The sequence below is a fragment of the Giesbergeria giesbergeri genome, assembly GCF_054779375.1.
Map to the genome: position 1 here is coordinate 745,062 of NZ_BAAGYJ010000002.1, position 13,707 is coordinate 758,768.

13 protein-coding genes and 1 tRNA gene are annotated in these 13,707 nt (G+C 56.0%); 4 read left to right on the forward strand and 10 right to left on the reverse strand.

Annotation, left to right across the window (positions count from 1 at the left end; all coding sequences use genetic code 11):
• Positions 1–31 precede the first annotated feature (31 nt).
• The gene (locus ACYVB2_RS07585) at positions 32–460 is read left to right on the forward strand and encodes an Hsp20/alpha crystallin family protein (RefSeq protein WP_382429942.1); all 429 of its coding nucleotides are present in this window, start codon (positions 32–34) and stop codon (positions 458–460) included.
• Between the two features lie 26 nt (positions 461–486).
• On the opposite strand, the gene miaA is transcribed toward ACYVB2_RS07585, so the two are convergent.
• The 4 genes from miaA to ACYVB2_RS07605 all read right to left on the reverse strand — a co-directional run bounded on the left by miaA (position 487) and on the right by ACYVB2_RS07605 (position 6,343).
• Positions 487–1,476 (reverse strand): tRNA (adenosine(37)-N6)-dimethylallyltransferase MiaA, encoded by a 990-nt coding sequence (miaA, locus tag ACYVB2_RS07590; RefSeq protein WP_382429940.1) that lies wholly within the window; start codon positions 1,474–1,476, stop codon positions 487–489.
• The gene (locus ACYVB2_RS07595) at positions 1,473–2,663 is read right to left on the reverse strand and encodes a multidrug effflux MFS transporter (RefSeq protein ID WP_382429938.1); all 1,191 of its coding nucleotides are present in this window, start codon (positions 2,661–2,663) and stop codon (positions 1,473–1,475) included. The genes miaA and ACYVB2_RS07595 overlap by 4 nt, the downstream gene beginning before the upstream one ends.
• Positions 2,664–2,713: 50 nt before the next feature.
• Positions 2,714–3,973: an NADP-dependent isocitrate dehydrogenase gene (icd, locus tag ACYVB2_RS07600; protein ID WP_382429936.1), complete on the reverse strand. Its 1,260-nt coding sequence runs from the start codon at positions 3,971–3,973 to the stop codon at positions 2,714–2,716.
• Positions 3,974–4,105: 132 nt separating this feature from the next.
• Positions 4,106–6,343 (reverse strand): NADP-dependent isocitrate dehydrogenase, encoded by a 2,238-nt coding sequence (locus tag ACYVB2_RS07605; RefSeq protein ID WP_382429934.1) that lies wholly within the window; start codon positions 6,341–6,343, stop codon positions 4,106–4,108.
• Between the two features lie 279 nt (positions 6,344–6,622).
• Here ACYVB2_RS07605 and ACYVB2_RS07610 point away from each other — a divergent pair, with 279 nt between their 5' ends.
• Positions 6,623–7,096 carry a DUF192 domain-containing protein gene (locus tag ACYVB2_RS07610; RefSeq protein ID WP_382430494.1) on the forward strand — a complete coding sequence of 158 codons (474 nt, stop codon included), beginning with the start codon at positions 6,623–6,625 and terminating at the stop codon, positions 7,094–7,096.
• Positions 7,097–7,112: 16 nt separating this feature from the next.
• Here ACYVB2_RS07610 and ACYVB2_RS07615 read toward each other — a convergent pair whose 3' ends face one another.
• The 6 genes from ACYVB2_RS07615 to ACYVB2_RS07640 form a co-directional block, all read right to left on the reverse strand.
• On the reverse strand, positions 7,113–7,544 hold the full coding sequence (locus tag ACYVB2_RS07615) for a PaaI family thioesterase (protein WP_382429932.1): 432 nt from the start codon (positions 7,542–7,544) through the stop codon (positions 7,113–7,115).
• Positions 7,545–7,587: 43 nt separating this feature from the next.
• Entirely contained in the window at positions 7,588–8,283 is a 696-nt protein-coding gene (locus ACYVB2_RS07620; protein WP_382429930.1) for an ABC transporter ATP-binding protein, read from the reverse strand.
• Between the two features lie 12 nt (positions 8,284–8,295).
• Positions 8,296–9,108: an ABC transporter ATP-binding protein gene (locus ACYVB2_RS07625; RefSeq protein WP_382430492.1), complete on the reverse strand. Its 813-nt coding sequence runs from the start codon at positions 9,106–9,108 to the stop codon at positions 8,296–8,298.
• A 242-nt stretch (positions 9,109–9,350) separates the two neighbouring features.
• Positions 9,351–9,424: transfer RNA gene (locus ACYVB2_RS07630), tRNA-Gly, on the reverse strand.
• An 11-nt stretch (positions 9,425–9,435) separates the two neighbouring features.
• The gene (locus ACYVB2_RS07635; protein WP_382429928.1) at positions 9,436–10,695 is read right to left on the reverse strand and encodes a branched-chain amino acid ABC transporter permease; all 1,260 of its coding nucleotides are present in this window, start codon (positions 10,693–10,695) and stop codon (positions 9,436–9,438) included.
• Positions 10,696–10,710: 15 nt separating this feature from the next.
• The gene (locus tag ACYVB2_RS07640) at positions 10,711–11,658 is read right to left on the reverse strand and encodes a branched-chain amino acid ABC transporter permease (RefSeq protein WP_382430490.1); all 948 of its coding nucleotides are present in this window, start codon (positions 11,656–11,658) and stop codon (positions 10,711–10,713) included.
• A gap of 135 nt (positions 11,659–11,793) precedes the next feature.
• On the opposite strand from ACYVB2_RS07640, the gene ACYVB2_RS07645 reads away from it, so the two are divergent.
• Together ACYVB2_RS07645 and msrB are read left to right on the forward strand one after the other, a co-directional pair.
• Positions 11,794–13,284, forward strand: coding sequence for a protein adenylyltransferase SelO (locus ACYVB2_RS07645; protein ID WP_382429926.1), 1,491 nt, complete (start codon positions 11,794–11,796; stop codon positions 13,282–13,284).
• A complete protein-coding gene (gene msrB, locus ACYVB2_RS07650) occupies positions 13,281–13,694 on the forward strand; it encodes a peptide-methionine (R)-S-oxide reductase MsrB (protein WP_382429924.1) in 414 nt (137 codons plus the stop codon). Before ACYVB2_RS07645 ends, msrB begins: the two co-directional genes overlap by 4 nt.
• Positions 13,695–13,707: the final 13 nt, after the last annotated feature.

The window sequence follows — 13,707 nt, forward strand, 5'->3', positions numbered from 1 at the left end:
GTTTTTTCCACTGATTTTGAAGGAGCACCTCATGAATGCATTGATTGGTCGCGGCGGTCTGCTGGACGAGTTCTTCAAAGATGTCAATCCGGGGTTTTATGTGCGCCCCCTGCATGGCGATCCCCTGCCTTCACCATCGCAAATGAAAGTGGATGTCACAGAAGCCGACGATAGCTACACCGTACAGGCCGAGCTGCCAGGCGTACCAAAAGAAGACATCCATGTCTCGATTGAAGGCAATGTGGTGAGTTTGCGCGCCGAAGTGCGCCAACTCGATCAACAAGTCGAGGGAGAAAAGGTACTGCGCTCAGAACGCTACTTTGGTCAAGTGGCCCGCAGCTTCCAGCTGCCCGCTGATATCGATACTTCCCGTGCCAAAGCCAAATACGACCACGGCGTACTGACCCTGACACTGCCTAAAAAGCAGGGTGGCAACGCGCAACGCCTGACTATCGAATAAAGCAGGCCCGCCCACACACTCTGGGTCTAAACCAGCCCTAAGCCCTTGCAAACAGTAGCCACCAGTGCTTGCAGGGCGTGGGGCTGGTCGCAAGCAATCACATGGCGCTGGGGCATGCTGCGCAACCAAGTGATCTGGCGTTTAGCCAACTGACGGGTCGCTGCAATGCCACGCTCACGCAGGTCAGCCAGGTTTAAAGGTGTTTTCTCCTGTTGGCTGTCTTGCACATCCAACGCCTCCCAAACTTGCCGATAGCCCACACAACGCATAGAGGGCAAATCCAAATGCAAATCACCACGCTGTCGTAAGGCTTGGACTTCCTCCAACAAACCAAGATCGATCATGGCATCAAAGCGTTGGGCAATACGCTCGTGCAACCAAGAGCGATCTTGTGGCTCCAAGGCAAAGAAATGCTCTGGAGCCACCACGCCAGCGCCAGCCACAGCACGTTTAACCTTGTGGAAACTCGATAGCGGTCGCCCTGACACCTGCCAAACCTCCAACGCCCGTTGAATACGTTGGCTGTCTGCCGGGGCCAACCGGGCTGCCGTTATCGGATCCACTTGGGCCAGTTCTGCATGGAGTGCAGGCCAGCCCCGTTCAAGCGCCTGCGCCTCAATCTGGGCACGCACCACTGGATCGGCCCCCGGCATATCGTCCAGCCCCTCCAACAAAGCCTTGAAATAGAGCATCGTCCCCCCCACCAGCAAGGGCAGCGCCCCGCGGGTGCGAATCTCAGCCACCAGATGTGTGGCATCCCTGACGAACTCTGCGGCACTGTACGCTTGTAAGGGATCCCGAATATCGATCAGATGGTGTGGCACAGCAGCCCGCTCTTGAGGGCTTGGTTTGGCAGTGCCGATATCCATGCCCCGATACACCAAGGCTGAATCCACACTGATGATTTCTACGGGTTGCTGGTGTTGTGCCAACGCTGCAGCGATAGCCAATGCGCCAGCCGTCTTGCCAGCAGCAGTCGGGCCTGCCAGAGCAATGCAAGGCAATGCAATATTCATGGTTTTTGCGGATCACCAAACTTTTGTACCAACGTCCAGGCAGCAGTAGCAGCGCAGGCCCCCCAAAACCAAACCCCCAGCGCCAGGGGCAACACCGTGCCATTCATGTGCTGGCCCAGCCAGTGCCCAATACCAAAGGCCACCACCATCATCACCACCCCATTCAGTGCTGCCGCGGTACCGGCCGCTTGCGGAAATGGCCCCACCGCACCACTTTGGCTACAAGGCATATGAATACCATGGGCGATTTGGTAGAGCCAAAATGGCAGAGCGTAGGCCCAGCCATTTTGCACCCCTAGCAAGGCAAAAACGCCCATGAGCGAACCGCCACCCAAGCTCAAAGCCCCAGCCAACACCATGCTACGTCGTACGCCCCAACGCACCACCAAACGGCGGCACAACACCGTGCCCGTGATATAGAGCAGGGCATTACACGCTAACAACATGCCGTAGGCCGTACTGCTCCAGCCTAGCACCTGAATGAAGGTGAACGAAGACGTAGCCAAATAGGTAAACAACCCAGCATAAGTACAGGTCGTGGTGGCTGTAAAGGCCAAAAACGTGGGGTGGCGCAATATCTGCCCCCACGTACGCAGCAAATGTGTGGGCTGCAATGCCTGAGGATTGGGCCGCTGCAATGTCTCTTGAAAACGCAATGCAATCAATAACAAAGCCAAACAACCAAAAGCGGCCAGCGCCCCCATCGTTGCCCGCCAACCCAAATACCCCGCCAGCCAGCCCCCCAAAGGCGGACTCAGACAGGCAATGACGCCCAGCCCTGTCAGGGCACGTGACATGGCCTGCGCTCCTTCTACAGGCGCATACAAATCACGCACGACCGCACGGGCCGACATCACCGCAGCCCCCATTGCCACACCCTGCACCGCACGCCAGACAATCAATGCCTCAACCGATTGCACCAACGCACAACCCAAGGCGGCCAACACATAGGCTGACAGGCCCAGCAGCAAAATAGGCCGCCGCCCCCAGCGGTCTGACAGCGGCCCCCAGACCAGCTGCGAGCACCCAAAAGCCAACAGCAAGGCCGTCAGTGTCAATTGGGATTGCGCCATACCTGCCCCCAACTGCCCTTGCAAGGCAGGCAGTGCCGGCAAATACAAATCGGTGGTGATAGGTTGCAGCCCCAGCAGCAGCGCCAGCATCATCACCACCAAGGCTGCAGACATGGACACAGTAGAGCTAGAACTGCTACGAGGTGCTGGTTTTGCCATACCCATCACAGATAGGAGACCACAACCTGACCAAAACCAGAACAACTGACCTGGGTGGCACCACTCATCAAACGGGCAAAGTCATAAGTCACTTTTTTGGACGCAATCGCCTGCTCCAGTGCCGCCACCATCCGATCGGCAGCTTCCGTCCACCCGATATGGCGCAACATCATCTCTGCCGACAAAATGGCCGAGCCTGGATTCACATAGTCTTTGCCCGCATAACGTGGGGCTGTGCCATGCGTGGCCTCAAAGCAGGCCACCGAGTCAGACAGATTGGCGCCTGGGGCAATCCCAATACCCCCCACTTGGGCCGCCAATGCATCTGAGAGGTAATCCCCATTGAGGTTCAGGGTAGCTACCACCGAATACTCTGCTGGACGCAACAAGATTTGCTGCAAGAAAGCATCTGTGATGCTGTCCTTGATGGTGATTTCTCGGCCCGTCCTCGGATTGGTCAGGTGGCACCAAGGGCCACCGTCCACGGGCTGAGCGCCAAACTCTTTTTGCGCCAAGGCATAGCCCCAATTGCGGAAACTTCCCTCGGTGTATTTCATGATGTTGCCCTTATGCACCAAGGTGACGCTAGGCTTGTCATGATCAATCGCATATTGGATGGCTTTGCGCACCAAACGCTCTGTCCCCTCGCGCGACACCGGCTTGATGCCAATGCCAGAGGTGTCTGGGAAGCGAATTTTTTGCGTACCCAATTCCTGCTGCAAGAAGTCAATCAGTTTTTGGGCCTGCACCGATCCCGCTTCAAACTCAATACCGGCATAGATGTCCTCTGAGTTTTCACGGAAGATGGCGATATTGGTCTTTTCAGGCTCTCTCAAAGGCGAAGGCACCCCCTTGAAGTAGCGCACAGGGCGTAAGCAGACATACAAATCGAGTGCCTGGCGCAGTGCCACATTGAGCGAACGGATACCTTCCCCCACCGGAGTAGCCAATGGCCCTTTGATAGACACCGCAAAATCGCGCAGAGCCGCAACGGTTTCTTCGGGTAGGCACACATCCGGGCCATAAATCTGGGTCGCTTTACTCCCCGCATAGACTTCCATCCACTGAATCTGACGCTGACCCGCATAAGCGCGCTCTACTGCCGCATTGACCACCCGCATCATGACAGGGATCACGTCCACCCCCACTCCGTCACCCTCAATGAACGGAATGATGGGCCGGTCTGGCACCTGCAGCGACAGATCGTTTTGGACAGTAATTTTCTGACCTTGGGTAGGTACCTGAATATGCTGGTAATGGGTCATGGTGGTGAAAACTCTATGGATCAAAAAACAACAGGCTGGGCAAATGCCACAGCCTGTGTGTGCTTTTTTGATTCTAGCGGTGCCCCAGAGCCATACAAACATGGCTCCAAAAGCTATCGCCCAACCGCAGGATTAAGCCTGCAGGCTCTCCAGTGCGGTATTGAAGGTTTGGCTTGGACGCATCACAGCATCGAGCTTTTGCACTTCGGGCAGGTAGTAACCACCAATGTCAGCGGGCTGACCCTGAACGGCATTGAGCTCTTCCACGATCTGCTGTTCGTTGGCAGACAGTTGTTGGGCCAAGGGGGCAAACTGGGCAGCCAATGCAGCATCTTCAGTTTGTGCAGCCAATTCTTGCGCCCAATACAGCGCCAAGTAGAACTGGCTGCCACGGTTGTCGAGCTGGCCTGTCTTGGGGCTGGGGTTCTTGTTGTTGTCCAACAGCTTGCCAGTGGCTGCATCCAAAGTTTTTGCCAGCAGCTTGGCTTTGGCGTTGTGCTCTTTGATGCCCAAGTCTTCCAACGACACCGCCAAGGCCAAGAACTCACCCAGCGAATCCCAACGCAGGTGGTTTTCTTCCACCAGTTGTTGCACATGCTTGGGTGCCGAACCGCCTGCACCAGTTTCGTACATACCGCCACCAGCCATCAAAGGCACGATGGACAGCATTTTGGCCGAGGTGCCCAGTTCCATGATGGGGAACAGGTCGGTCAGGTAATCGCGCAGAATGTTGCCAGTGGCGCTGATGGTGTCTTGACCACGGATCACGCGCTCCAAGGTGTAGCGCATAGCGCGCACTTGGCTCATGATTTGGATGTCGAGGCCAGTGGTGTCGTGCTCGTGCAGGTACATCTTGACCTTGGTGATGAGCTGGGCTTCGTGCGGACGGTAAGCGTCCAGCCAGAACACCACAGGCATACCGGAGTTGCGGGCACGGTTCACCGCCAGCTTCACCCAATCGCGAATCGCTGCATCTTTGACTTGGCACATGCGCCAGATGTCGCCTTGCTCCACGTTCTGGCTCATCAACACTTCACCGGTATTCAGGTCCGTGATGTTGGCAATACCGTCTTCAGGAATCTCAAAGGTCTTGTCGTGCGAGCCGTATTCTTCTGCCTGCTGGGCCATCAGACCCACATTGGGCACGGTGCCCATTGTCTTGGGGTCGAAGTTGCCATGCCACTTGCAGAAGTTGATCATCTCTTGGTAGATACGGGCAAAGGTCGATTCGGGCATCACCGCCTTCACGTCCTTGAGGCGGCCATCCGCACCCCACATCTTGCCGCCATTGCGGATCATCGCGGGCATGGAGGCATCGACAATGATGTCGTTGGGCGAGTGGAAGTTAGTGATGCCCTTGGCAGAGTCCACCATCGCCAGCTCGGGACGGCCTTCGTGGCAGGCGTGCAAGTCGCGCTTGATTTCGTCTTGTTGGCTTTGGGGCAGGGTGGCAATCTTGTTGTACAGATCCACCATACCGTTGTTGACATTCACACCCAATTCTTCAAACAGCTTGGCGTGCTTTTCAAAGGCATCTTTGTAGAAAATCTTCACGCAGTGACCAAACACGATGGGGTGCGATACCTTCATCATCGTGGCCTTGACGTGCAGCGAGAACATGACACCTGTTTTGTGCGCGTCTTCGATTTCTTTTTCGTAAAACGCCACCAGTGCTTTTTTGCTCATGAACATGCTGTCGATCACTTCACGATCCAGCAGCGAGACCTTGGGTTTGAGCACGATGGTTTGGCCGCTCTTGGTGAGCAACTCCATTTTCACATCGCGAGCGCGGTCTAGGGTGATGGACTTTTCACCGTGGTAGAAGTCGCCGTGGTGCATGTGCGAGACGTGCGAGCGCGAGGCTTGGCTCCACTCGGCCATGCTGTGTGGGTTTTTGCGGGCGTATTCCTTGACGGCCTTGGGAGCGCGGCGGTCGGAATTGCCCTCACGCAAAACAGGGTTCACGGCGCTACCAATGCACTTGTTGTAGCGGGCACGGATTTCCTTTTCTTTCTCGTCTTTGGGATTTTCGGGAAAGTCGGGGATGGCGTAGCCCTTGGCTTGCAGCTCTTTGATAGCTGCCAACAGCTGAGACACGGAGGCGCTGATATTGGGCAGCTTGATGATGTTGGCTTCGGGCTTGAGCGTGAGCTTGCCCAGCTCGGCCAGATTGTCCGTCACGCGCTGCTCTTCGCTCAGGTACTCAGGAAACTGGCCCAGAATGCGACCTGCCACCGAAATGTCACTGGTTTCTACCGAAATACCAGCCGACTTGGCAAAAGCGCGAACGATAGGCAGGAACGATGCAGTGGCCAGACGTGGCGCTTCATCGGTCAGGGTATAGATGATGGTAGGTGCTTGGGTACTCATGGCTTATCTCCAGAAATAAGATTCAGAAACGCTGGCAACTGTAACGGTAGGCCGACAGGCGCACTCCGATGGTGCCTGATTTTCGTTTCCAAGCATCGGTAGAAATCCGGTTTTTGGCATTGAAATTGCGTAATACAAAATTTACTACCGTTCTACGCAGAAATTTTTTCTATCGACCACCCCACCATCGGCCCCGGTGCGGTAGAACTGGCATTTCTGTTTGTCTTTGTTTTGTACTGCCCACTTATGTCTTCGCTCCTGTCTGCCTTGCGTGGCCGCATGCCTGTACCCAGTACAGCCCTTGTGCTGTTGCGCTCCCTACTCGCGCTGCTCTTGTCTACAGTGGCTACTGGCGCCCTCGCCCAAGACGCACCCCAACTGCATCTGCCACGTGTCGTACTCACCACAGGCATGCACCGCATTGACGCGCAAGTAGCCCAAGCCCCTGAAGAACGCCAGATTGGGCTGATGCACCGCCAGAATATGCCCGGCCATGAAGGCATGCTGTTTGTGTTTGAACAAGCCGCCACCCAATGTTTCTGGATGAAAAACACCCTGTTGCCCCTGACAGCTGCCTTTTTGGCAGATGATGGCACTATCGTCAATTTGGTCGACATGCAACCCCAGAGTCTGGAGTCACACTGCTCCAGCAAACCCGTGCGCTATGTGCTAGAAATGCACCAAGGCTGGTTCAAACAGCGGGGGCTCAAGGCTGGCGCACGGCTGACGGGCACCCCATTTCGGCAACCCTGAAAGCCCCTTCAACGCCTCAGTCGGTAGCAATGGTCTGTAGTGCATGAATACTGCGACCATCCACTGGCAAACGACGCACGTATTTGAAAGTGCCAGTAGCATGGCTGCAAATGCGGCCTTCAGCATCCAAAACAGTACCTTCCGTGAAGGCCAGGGTCGCCGTGCGGTGGAGCAGCCGTCCTTTGGCAACCAGTGGCCCACGGGCGGGTTGCATGAAGCTGGTTTTCATCTCGATCGTCACCACCCCCATGTGTGGAATCTCACTGCGAGCAGCCGTGGCCATGGTTACATCCAATAAGGTCATGCTGGCACCGCCGTGGGTAACGGCAAAGGAGTTCAAATGGTCGGGCTGGGCTTCGTAGTGCAGTTCGGACTCGCCATTCTCCATACGGTGCAAGGTAAAGCCCAGCAGTTTGACAAAGGGGATATCAACACCAAAACTTAACATGGCAACTTTCAGAGCAAAAAATGCGCAGGATAGGGCAGTTCGTTCAAACCTGCAGCCACTCCTGCCGCACATCACTGCGGGCGCGCAAACTCTCAGGCGTGCCTTCAAACACCACCCGGCCCTGTCCCATCAACACCACCCGATCTGATACTTCCAATGCAATGGCCAGTTTTTGCTCTATCAGCAGCACAGCCACGCCGTGCTGACGCAGTGTATGCAAAAACTGCCCTACCAATGCAACCAACTGGGGAGCTAAGCCCTCGGTGGGCTCGTCAATGAGGATCAACTCTGGGTTTCCCATCAGGGTGCGACACAACGTCAGCATCTGCTGCTCGCCCCCAGAGAGCACACCCGCCCGTGTGTGTTGGCGCTGGCGCAGTTGCGGAAACAGCTGGTACATATCATCCAACGACCAACGCTTGGCTAAGCGTCCATCTTTTTGTCCTAACAATAGGTTCTGCTGTACCGTCAACTGGGCAAACACGTCACGACTCTCAGGCACATAGCCTAGCCCCTGTTGGGCTATATCATGGGGAGCCAGCCCTGCCAAACTCTGACCGCACCATTGCAATGTGCCATGCCATTGCACCAACCCCATGATGGCCTTGGCTGTGGTGGAACGTCCCGAGCCATTGCGCCCCAGCAGCGCCACAATCTCACCCGGCTGCACATCCAAACAAACGCCTTGCAGCACATGGCTGTTGCCATAATAGGCATGGAGGTCTTGTACGTGGAGCATCTTCGGCCTGCGCTATTCCTGCGCCAACCCAGTTGGTACTGGTACATCACTCCATACCGTTGTGCCCAGATAAGCTGCCTGCACCTGTGGGTTGGCACGCACCCTTTCTGGGGTGTCACAAGCAACGATCTGCCCCTGCACCAGCACAGCGATCTTGTCTGCCAACCCAAATACCACCTCCATATCGTGCTCCACCGTCAAGAGGGTGCGGCCTTGTGTGGCCTGCCGTATCAACTGGATGAAATGTGTCGTCTCGCTGCGGCTCATGCCTGCGGTGGGCTCATCGAGCAAAATCACACGGGCACCACTGGCCAAGGTCATGCCCAATTCCAATGCCCTCTGTTGTGCATAACTCAGGTGCATGGCTGGGGTATCACGGCTATCGGTTAATTGCAGCAACTCCAGCAGTTCAGCACTGCGGGCATTGGCATCATGCAAGCCAGAGAGCAGATGCCAAAAACTGTAGCGGTAGCCTAGACTCCACAGCAAACTGCAACGTAGATTGTCAAACGCACTTAAGCGAGGAAAGAGATTACTGATCTGAAAACTGCGCGACAGCCCCAGACGGTTAATCTCATACGCAGGCTTGCCATCAATGCGTTGCCCCTGCAACCAAATCTTCCCGCCAGTGGGTGGCATGCGCCCGCTGATGAGATGAAACAAGGTGGACTTGCCCGCACCGTTAGGGCCAATGATAGCCAGACGCTCACCACTGGCTACCGTCAGGTTAACTCCACGCAACACATCGGTTTTGCCAAACCGCTGATGCACATCACACAACTCAAGCGCCCAAGGGGAAACGGGATACGGCACCGGACTGTGCATTGGATTGCTCTTGTCTCTCCCCCTAAGGACAGAGACCGCTGCTACTAGGCGTTCGCGGATGGTACGGTAATCTGGCATAGCACGTTGCGGTGCTTGGCTTTGATATGCCTCACGAATCACGAGGCTGCCCGGGCAAAACGGCGCAGAACGCTTGCTATGAAATTTTGCAGGAAAAAGCACAGTCGCCGAAGCAGGGAAATCAACTGTCTTTGTCACAAGGCGACTCGTTTGCCCAGTTTGACTGGAGCGGGTGAAGGGAATCGAACCCTCGTATGAAGCTTGGGAAGCTGCCGTTCTACCATTGAACTACACCCGCATGCCTTCGCATTATAGGCTGCTGCACGCCTTTGTATTCGCAAAGCGTTGCAACATGATACTGGCACACCCACCACCTAAACACAGCACGGCTGCACCACCCCAGTGCAAAAACAGATTGGTGTGGAGCGCAACACCCAAAAACCCCAATTCTGGCCCCAGCGTGGCCTGCTGTTGCCAATGGTAGGCCATCTCTACCAAAGCACAAGCGCCCAGCACCGCTGACACCGTAGCCAAGGCTTGCAGTAGGTACCAGCGCCAGCACAAACGCCATTGTCTTAACGCACCTAGCCAATGCCACCCAGCCACCAACACACTGACCAACCCACCGGGGGCATACATCACCATGCCAATGAAAACCAGCCCCAAATACAAAAGCCAAGCGGCCGAAATCTCAGACCACCACACCAATGTCAAGACCATCAACACGGCCCCCAGAATCGGGCCGGCAAAAAACGCTGCTCCCCCCAAAAAGGTGAAGAGCAAATAATGGCCTGAACGCACCATGCTAAAACTGTCGGCTGCCGTCACCATTTCCAGATGAATGGCAGCCAGTGCACCACCAACCCCGGCAAAAAACCCAGCCATCATGAAAGCTATATGGCGCACACGTTGTGGGTTGTAACCAATGAATGCCACTCGCTCGGGGTTGTCGCGCACAGCGTTCAGAACACGGCCCAGAGGTGTCTGGGTCAGCGCCCACATCGCCAAAGCACACAACAAGCCATAGACAGCAATCAAATAATAGACCTCGATAGCAGAACCAAAGGTGATGCCTCCCCATGCAGGGCCATAAACCCGATTGGTACTGATGCCGCTTTCCCCCCCAAACCATTGCGGAAACATCAAAGCCACAGCGGCCATCAGCTCGCCCAACCCCAAAGTAATCATTGAAAATACCGTGGCCGATTTGCGCGTGGCGGCAAAGCCCAACAAGGCAGAACACACCAACCCTGCAGCCCCCCCCACCAAAGGCACCAGCACCAAGGGCACCAGCCAACCGCCCTGACTGGCTGTGTTCATCACATGCACCGCCATAAAAGCGCCCACGCCAGAATAAACCGCGTGACCAAAGCTCAACATACCGCCTTGACCCAGCAAAATGTTGTAACTCAGACAAATGATGATCAAATAGCCCATCTGCGAGAACATGCTCAGGGCCAGACTGCTGCGCCACACAAAGGGCAACACCAATGGCAGCAGAATAAGCAAGGCCCACAGCATACCCATCACCCAGCGCGGCCGCATGGTTTGGGCAGTGGTTGTAGTCATCGCAGGCGATATCCTTTAATCTTGGCGCTGGCCCAGCAGCCCTTGGGGGCGCAACACCAGCACCAACACCAGCAGCACATAGGGCAAAATGGGCGCCAGTTGCGCCACCGTTAATTGCCCCCATGCGCTACCCTCACCCAGCGACGAGCCGCCCAGCACTTGCCAAAAACGGGCCACTGGGGTGTCTATAGCCACTGCCAATGTTTGCAATAGGCCAATCAACAAAGAGGCCAAAAAAGCCCCGACCAGCGACCCCATCCCCCCCACGACCACCACCACAAAAATGATGGAGCCCACCGAAGCCGCCATGCTTGGCTCGGTCACATAGGTATTGCCACCAATCGCCCCAGCCAATGCTGCCAATGCACAACCGCCGCCAAATACCCACATAAAAACACGCGGCACGTTATGCCCCAACGCCTGCACCATCTCAGGATGCTCCAGTGCCGCCTGAATGACCAGCCCAATACGGGTATAGGCCAGCAATAACCCGATTGACGCCAACATGAGCAAGGCTACCAGCATAATGAAAGCGCGTGACTTCGGAAACTGCACGCCATACAGGTGGAACAATGGCCCCTGCAAAGCTTCTGGCAGGGTGTAAGGCACCGTAGAGCGGCCCCAGAGCAATTGCACCAACTCCAGCACCAGATAAGACAAACCAAACGTCACCAGCAACTCTGGCACATGACCGAAGCGATGCACACGACGCAAACAATAACGCTCAAACATCGCCCCCAGCACTCCTACCGCCAAGGGTGCTAGCCACAGTGCCAACCAAAAACCCCACAACGCCGAAAAGCTGTAGCCCAAATACGCCCCCAACATATAAAAGCTGGCATGGGCAAAGTTGAGCACCCCCATCAGGCTAAAGATGAGCGTAAGACCAGCACTGAGCATGAACAACAGCAACCCATAGCTGATGCCATTGAGCAAGGACACCAACAATAACTCCAAACCCATCAGCAGTGCTCCTTCGCTGGACACAAGAACAAATCCAGCACCAGCGGTGCCAGCATGTTAGCGGCTTGGCAAATACCCACCAGGCTTTAACCCTGCCCCCTTTGTGCTTGCACGCCGCCGACGACAATCGGCTCCATGAATCCGTCTGCCGATAATCCACTGCTGGCCGATGCAGGCTGGGTCTGGCACAACCGTTTTGCCAGTCTCGGCCCTGCATTCTTTACCCGGCTGCCTCCCAGCCCCCTACCAGCCCCTTACTGGGTGGGCATCAGCCCAAGCACAGCACAACTGCTAGGGTTAAAAACCGACTGGTTGTCGTCTGATGCCGCCCTACACGCCTTCAGTGGCAATATACCCTTGGTAGGCAGCGCACCGCTGGCCAGCGTCTACAGTGGACACCAGTTTGGCCATTGGGCTGGACAGCTGGGTGATGGCCGGGCCATCTGGCTAGGCGAGGTGCAAACTCCCACCGGCCCACTGGAGTTGCAACTCAAAGGCAGTGGACGCACCCCCTATTCTCGTGGTGGCGATGGCCGGGCGGTATTGCGCTCCAGTATTCGTGAATTTCTGTGCAGTGAGGCCATGCACGCGCTGGGCATTCCAACCACCAGGGCGCTGTGCATCACTGGCTCGCCCGAGCCGGTATACCGCGAAACCCGAGAAACCGCTGCCGTGGTCACTCGGGTCGCACCCAGTTTTATCCGCTTCGGGCATTTTGAACACTTTGCAGCCCGTCAACAATGGCCCGAACTGCGCCAACTGGCTGATTTCGTGATAGACCACTACTATCCAAACTGTCGCCACAATGACCGTTTTAATGGCAACACTTATGCAGCCTTGCTACATGCGGTGTCGCAACGCAGCGCCCAATTGGTAGCGCAATGGCAAGCCATCGGTTTTTGTCATGGCGTACTCAACACCGACAACATGAGCATTTTGGGCCTGACACTCGATTACGGCCCTTTTCAATTCTTGGATGCCTTCGATCCCGGCCATATCTGCAACCACAGCGATCACCACGGCCGCTATGCCTTCCACCGCCAACCCGAAATCGTGCGCTGGAACCTCTACCGCCTGGGGCAAGCTCTGCAACCACTGATTGGTGAACCAACCATCGCAGAAGCCGCTTTGGAGGACTACCAGCAACAGTTTAGCGATTCGTTTTTGCAGCAAATGCGGGCTAAACTGGGCCTGTCCACTCCTTGCCATCAAGACACGGCACTGGTGGGCAATTTACTGCAATGGCTGGCACTCCAGCGAGTGGATTACCCCATCTTCTGGCACCGGCTATCAGTTGCTGTGGCCGAAGACCACTTTACCCCCGTGCGCGAATTACTGCTCGATCCGGTAGATTTTGATAGTTGGCTACCTCGTTACTTGGCGCGGCTGGGCCAAGAAAGCCGGGGGCAAGTGGCTGCTACGATGCAACACACCAACCCACGCTTTGTGTTGCGCAACCATCTGGCCGAAGAAACCATCGAAGCGGCGAAACTTGGCGACTTTTCTGTGCTCCAACGTTTGCAAACTGTGCTGGGCAGTCCTTTTGATGCCCACCCTGATCATGCGGCGTGGGCGGACTTTCCGCCCGCGTGGGCCTCTTCCATTTCCATCAGTTGCTCATCATGAACTTCCCCATCCAAAAAACCGAAGCCGAATGGCAAGCACTGTTACAAGCCAAGGGGGCAGAGCCCGGTGCGTTGCAAGTGACACGCCATGCGGCTACCGAACGCCCGTTTACTGGCAAATACAACCAGCAGTGGACCGATGGCAGCTACCACTGTATTTGCTGCGGCGCCACCTTGTTCAGTGCCCACACCAAGTTTGATGCTGGTTGTGGTTGGCCTAGTTTTTCGCAAGCTCTGCCCGGTGCTATCACCGAGGTCATGGATCACAGTCTGGGCCGAGTACGGGTAGAAACCGTGTGCAGCCAGTGCGGCGCCCACCTAGGCCATGTATTTGAAGATGGCCCCGCCCCCACCGGCCTGCGCTACTGTATGAATTCAGCCGCGCTAGATTTCACCTCTAGCCAGCCTTGACCCTCTAGCTCCA

Bases quoted from the DNA above. Each gene is read 5' to 3' on its own strand.
- miaA (WP_382429940.1), bottom strand. From the start codon at position 1,476: ATGAATATTGCATTGCCTTGCATTGCTCTGGCAGGCCCGACTGCTGCT.
- ACYVB2_RS07625 (WP_382430492.1), bottom strand. From the start codon at position 9,108: ATGCACAGTCCGGTGCCGTATCCCGTTTCCCCTTGGGCGCTTGAGTTG.
- ACYVB2_RS07620 (WP_382429930.1), bottom strand. From the start codon at position 8,283: ATGCTCCACGTACAAGACCTCCATGCCTATTATGGCAACAGCCATGTG.
- icd (WP_382429936.1), bottom strand. From the start codon at position 3,973: ATGACCCATTACCAGCATATTCAGGTACCTACCCAAGGTCAGAAAATT.
- ACYVB2_RS07605 (WP_382429934.1), bottom strand. From the start codon at position 6,343: ATGAGTACCCAAGCACCTACCATCATCTATACCCTGACCGATGAAGCG.
- ACYVB2_RS07585 (WP_382429942.1), top strand. From the start codon at position 32: ATGAATGCATTGATTGGTCGCGGCGGTCTGCTGGACGAGTTCTTCAAA.
- ACYVB2_RS07595 (WP_382429938.1), bottom strand. From the start codon at position 2,663: ATGTCTGCAGCCTTGGTGGTGATGATGCTGGCGCTGCTGCTGGGGCTG.
- ACYVB2_RS07610 (WP_382430494.1), top strand. From the start codon at position 6,623: ATGCCTGTACCCAGTACAGCCCTTGTGCTGTTGCGCTCCCTACTCGCG.
- ACYVB2_RS07635 (WP_382429928.1), bottom strand. From the start codon at position 10,695: ATGACTACAACCACTGCCCAAACCATGCGGCCGCGCTGGGTGATGGGT.
- msrB (WP_382429924.1), top strand. From the start codon at position 13,281: ATGAACTTCCCCATCCAAAAAACCGAAGCCGAATGGCAAGCACTGTTA.
- ACYVB2_RS07645 (WP_382429926.1), top strand. From the start codon at position 11,794: ATGAATCCGTCTGCCGATAATCCACTGCTGGCCGATGCAGGCTGGGTC.
- ACYVB2_RS07615 (WP_382429932.1), bottom strand. From the start codon at position 7,544: ATGTTAAGTTTTGGTGTTGATATCCCCTTTGTCAAACTGCTGGGCTTT.
- ACYVB2_RS07640 (WP_382430490.1), bottom strand. From the start codon at position 11,658: ATGGGTTTGGAGTTATTGTTGGTGTCCTTGCTCAATGGCATCAGCTAT.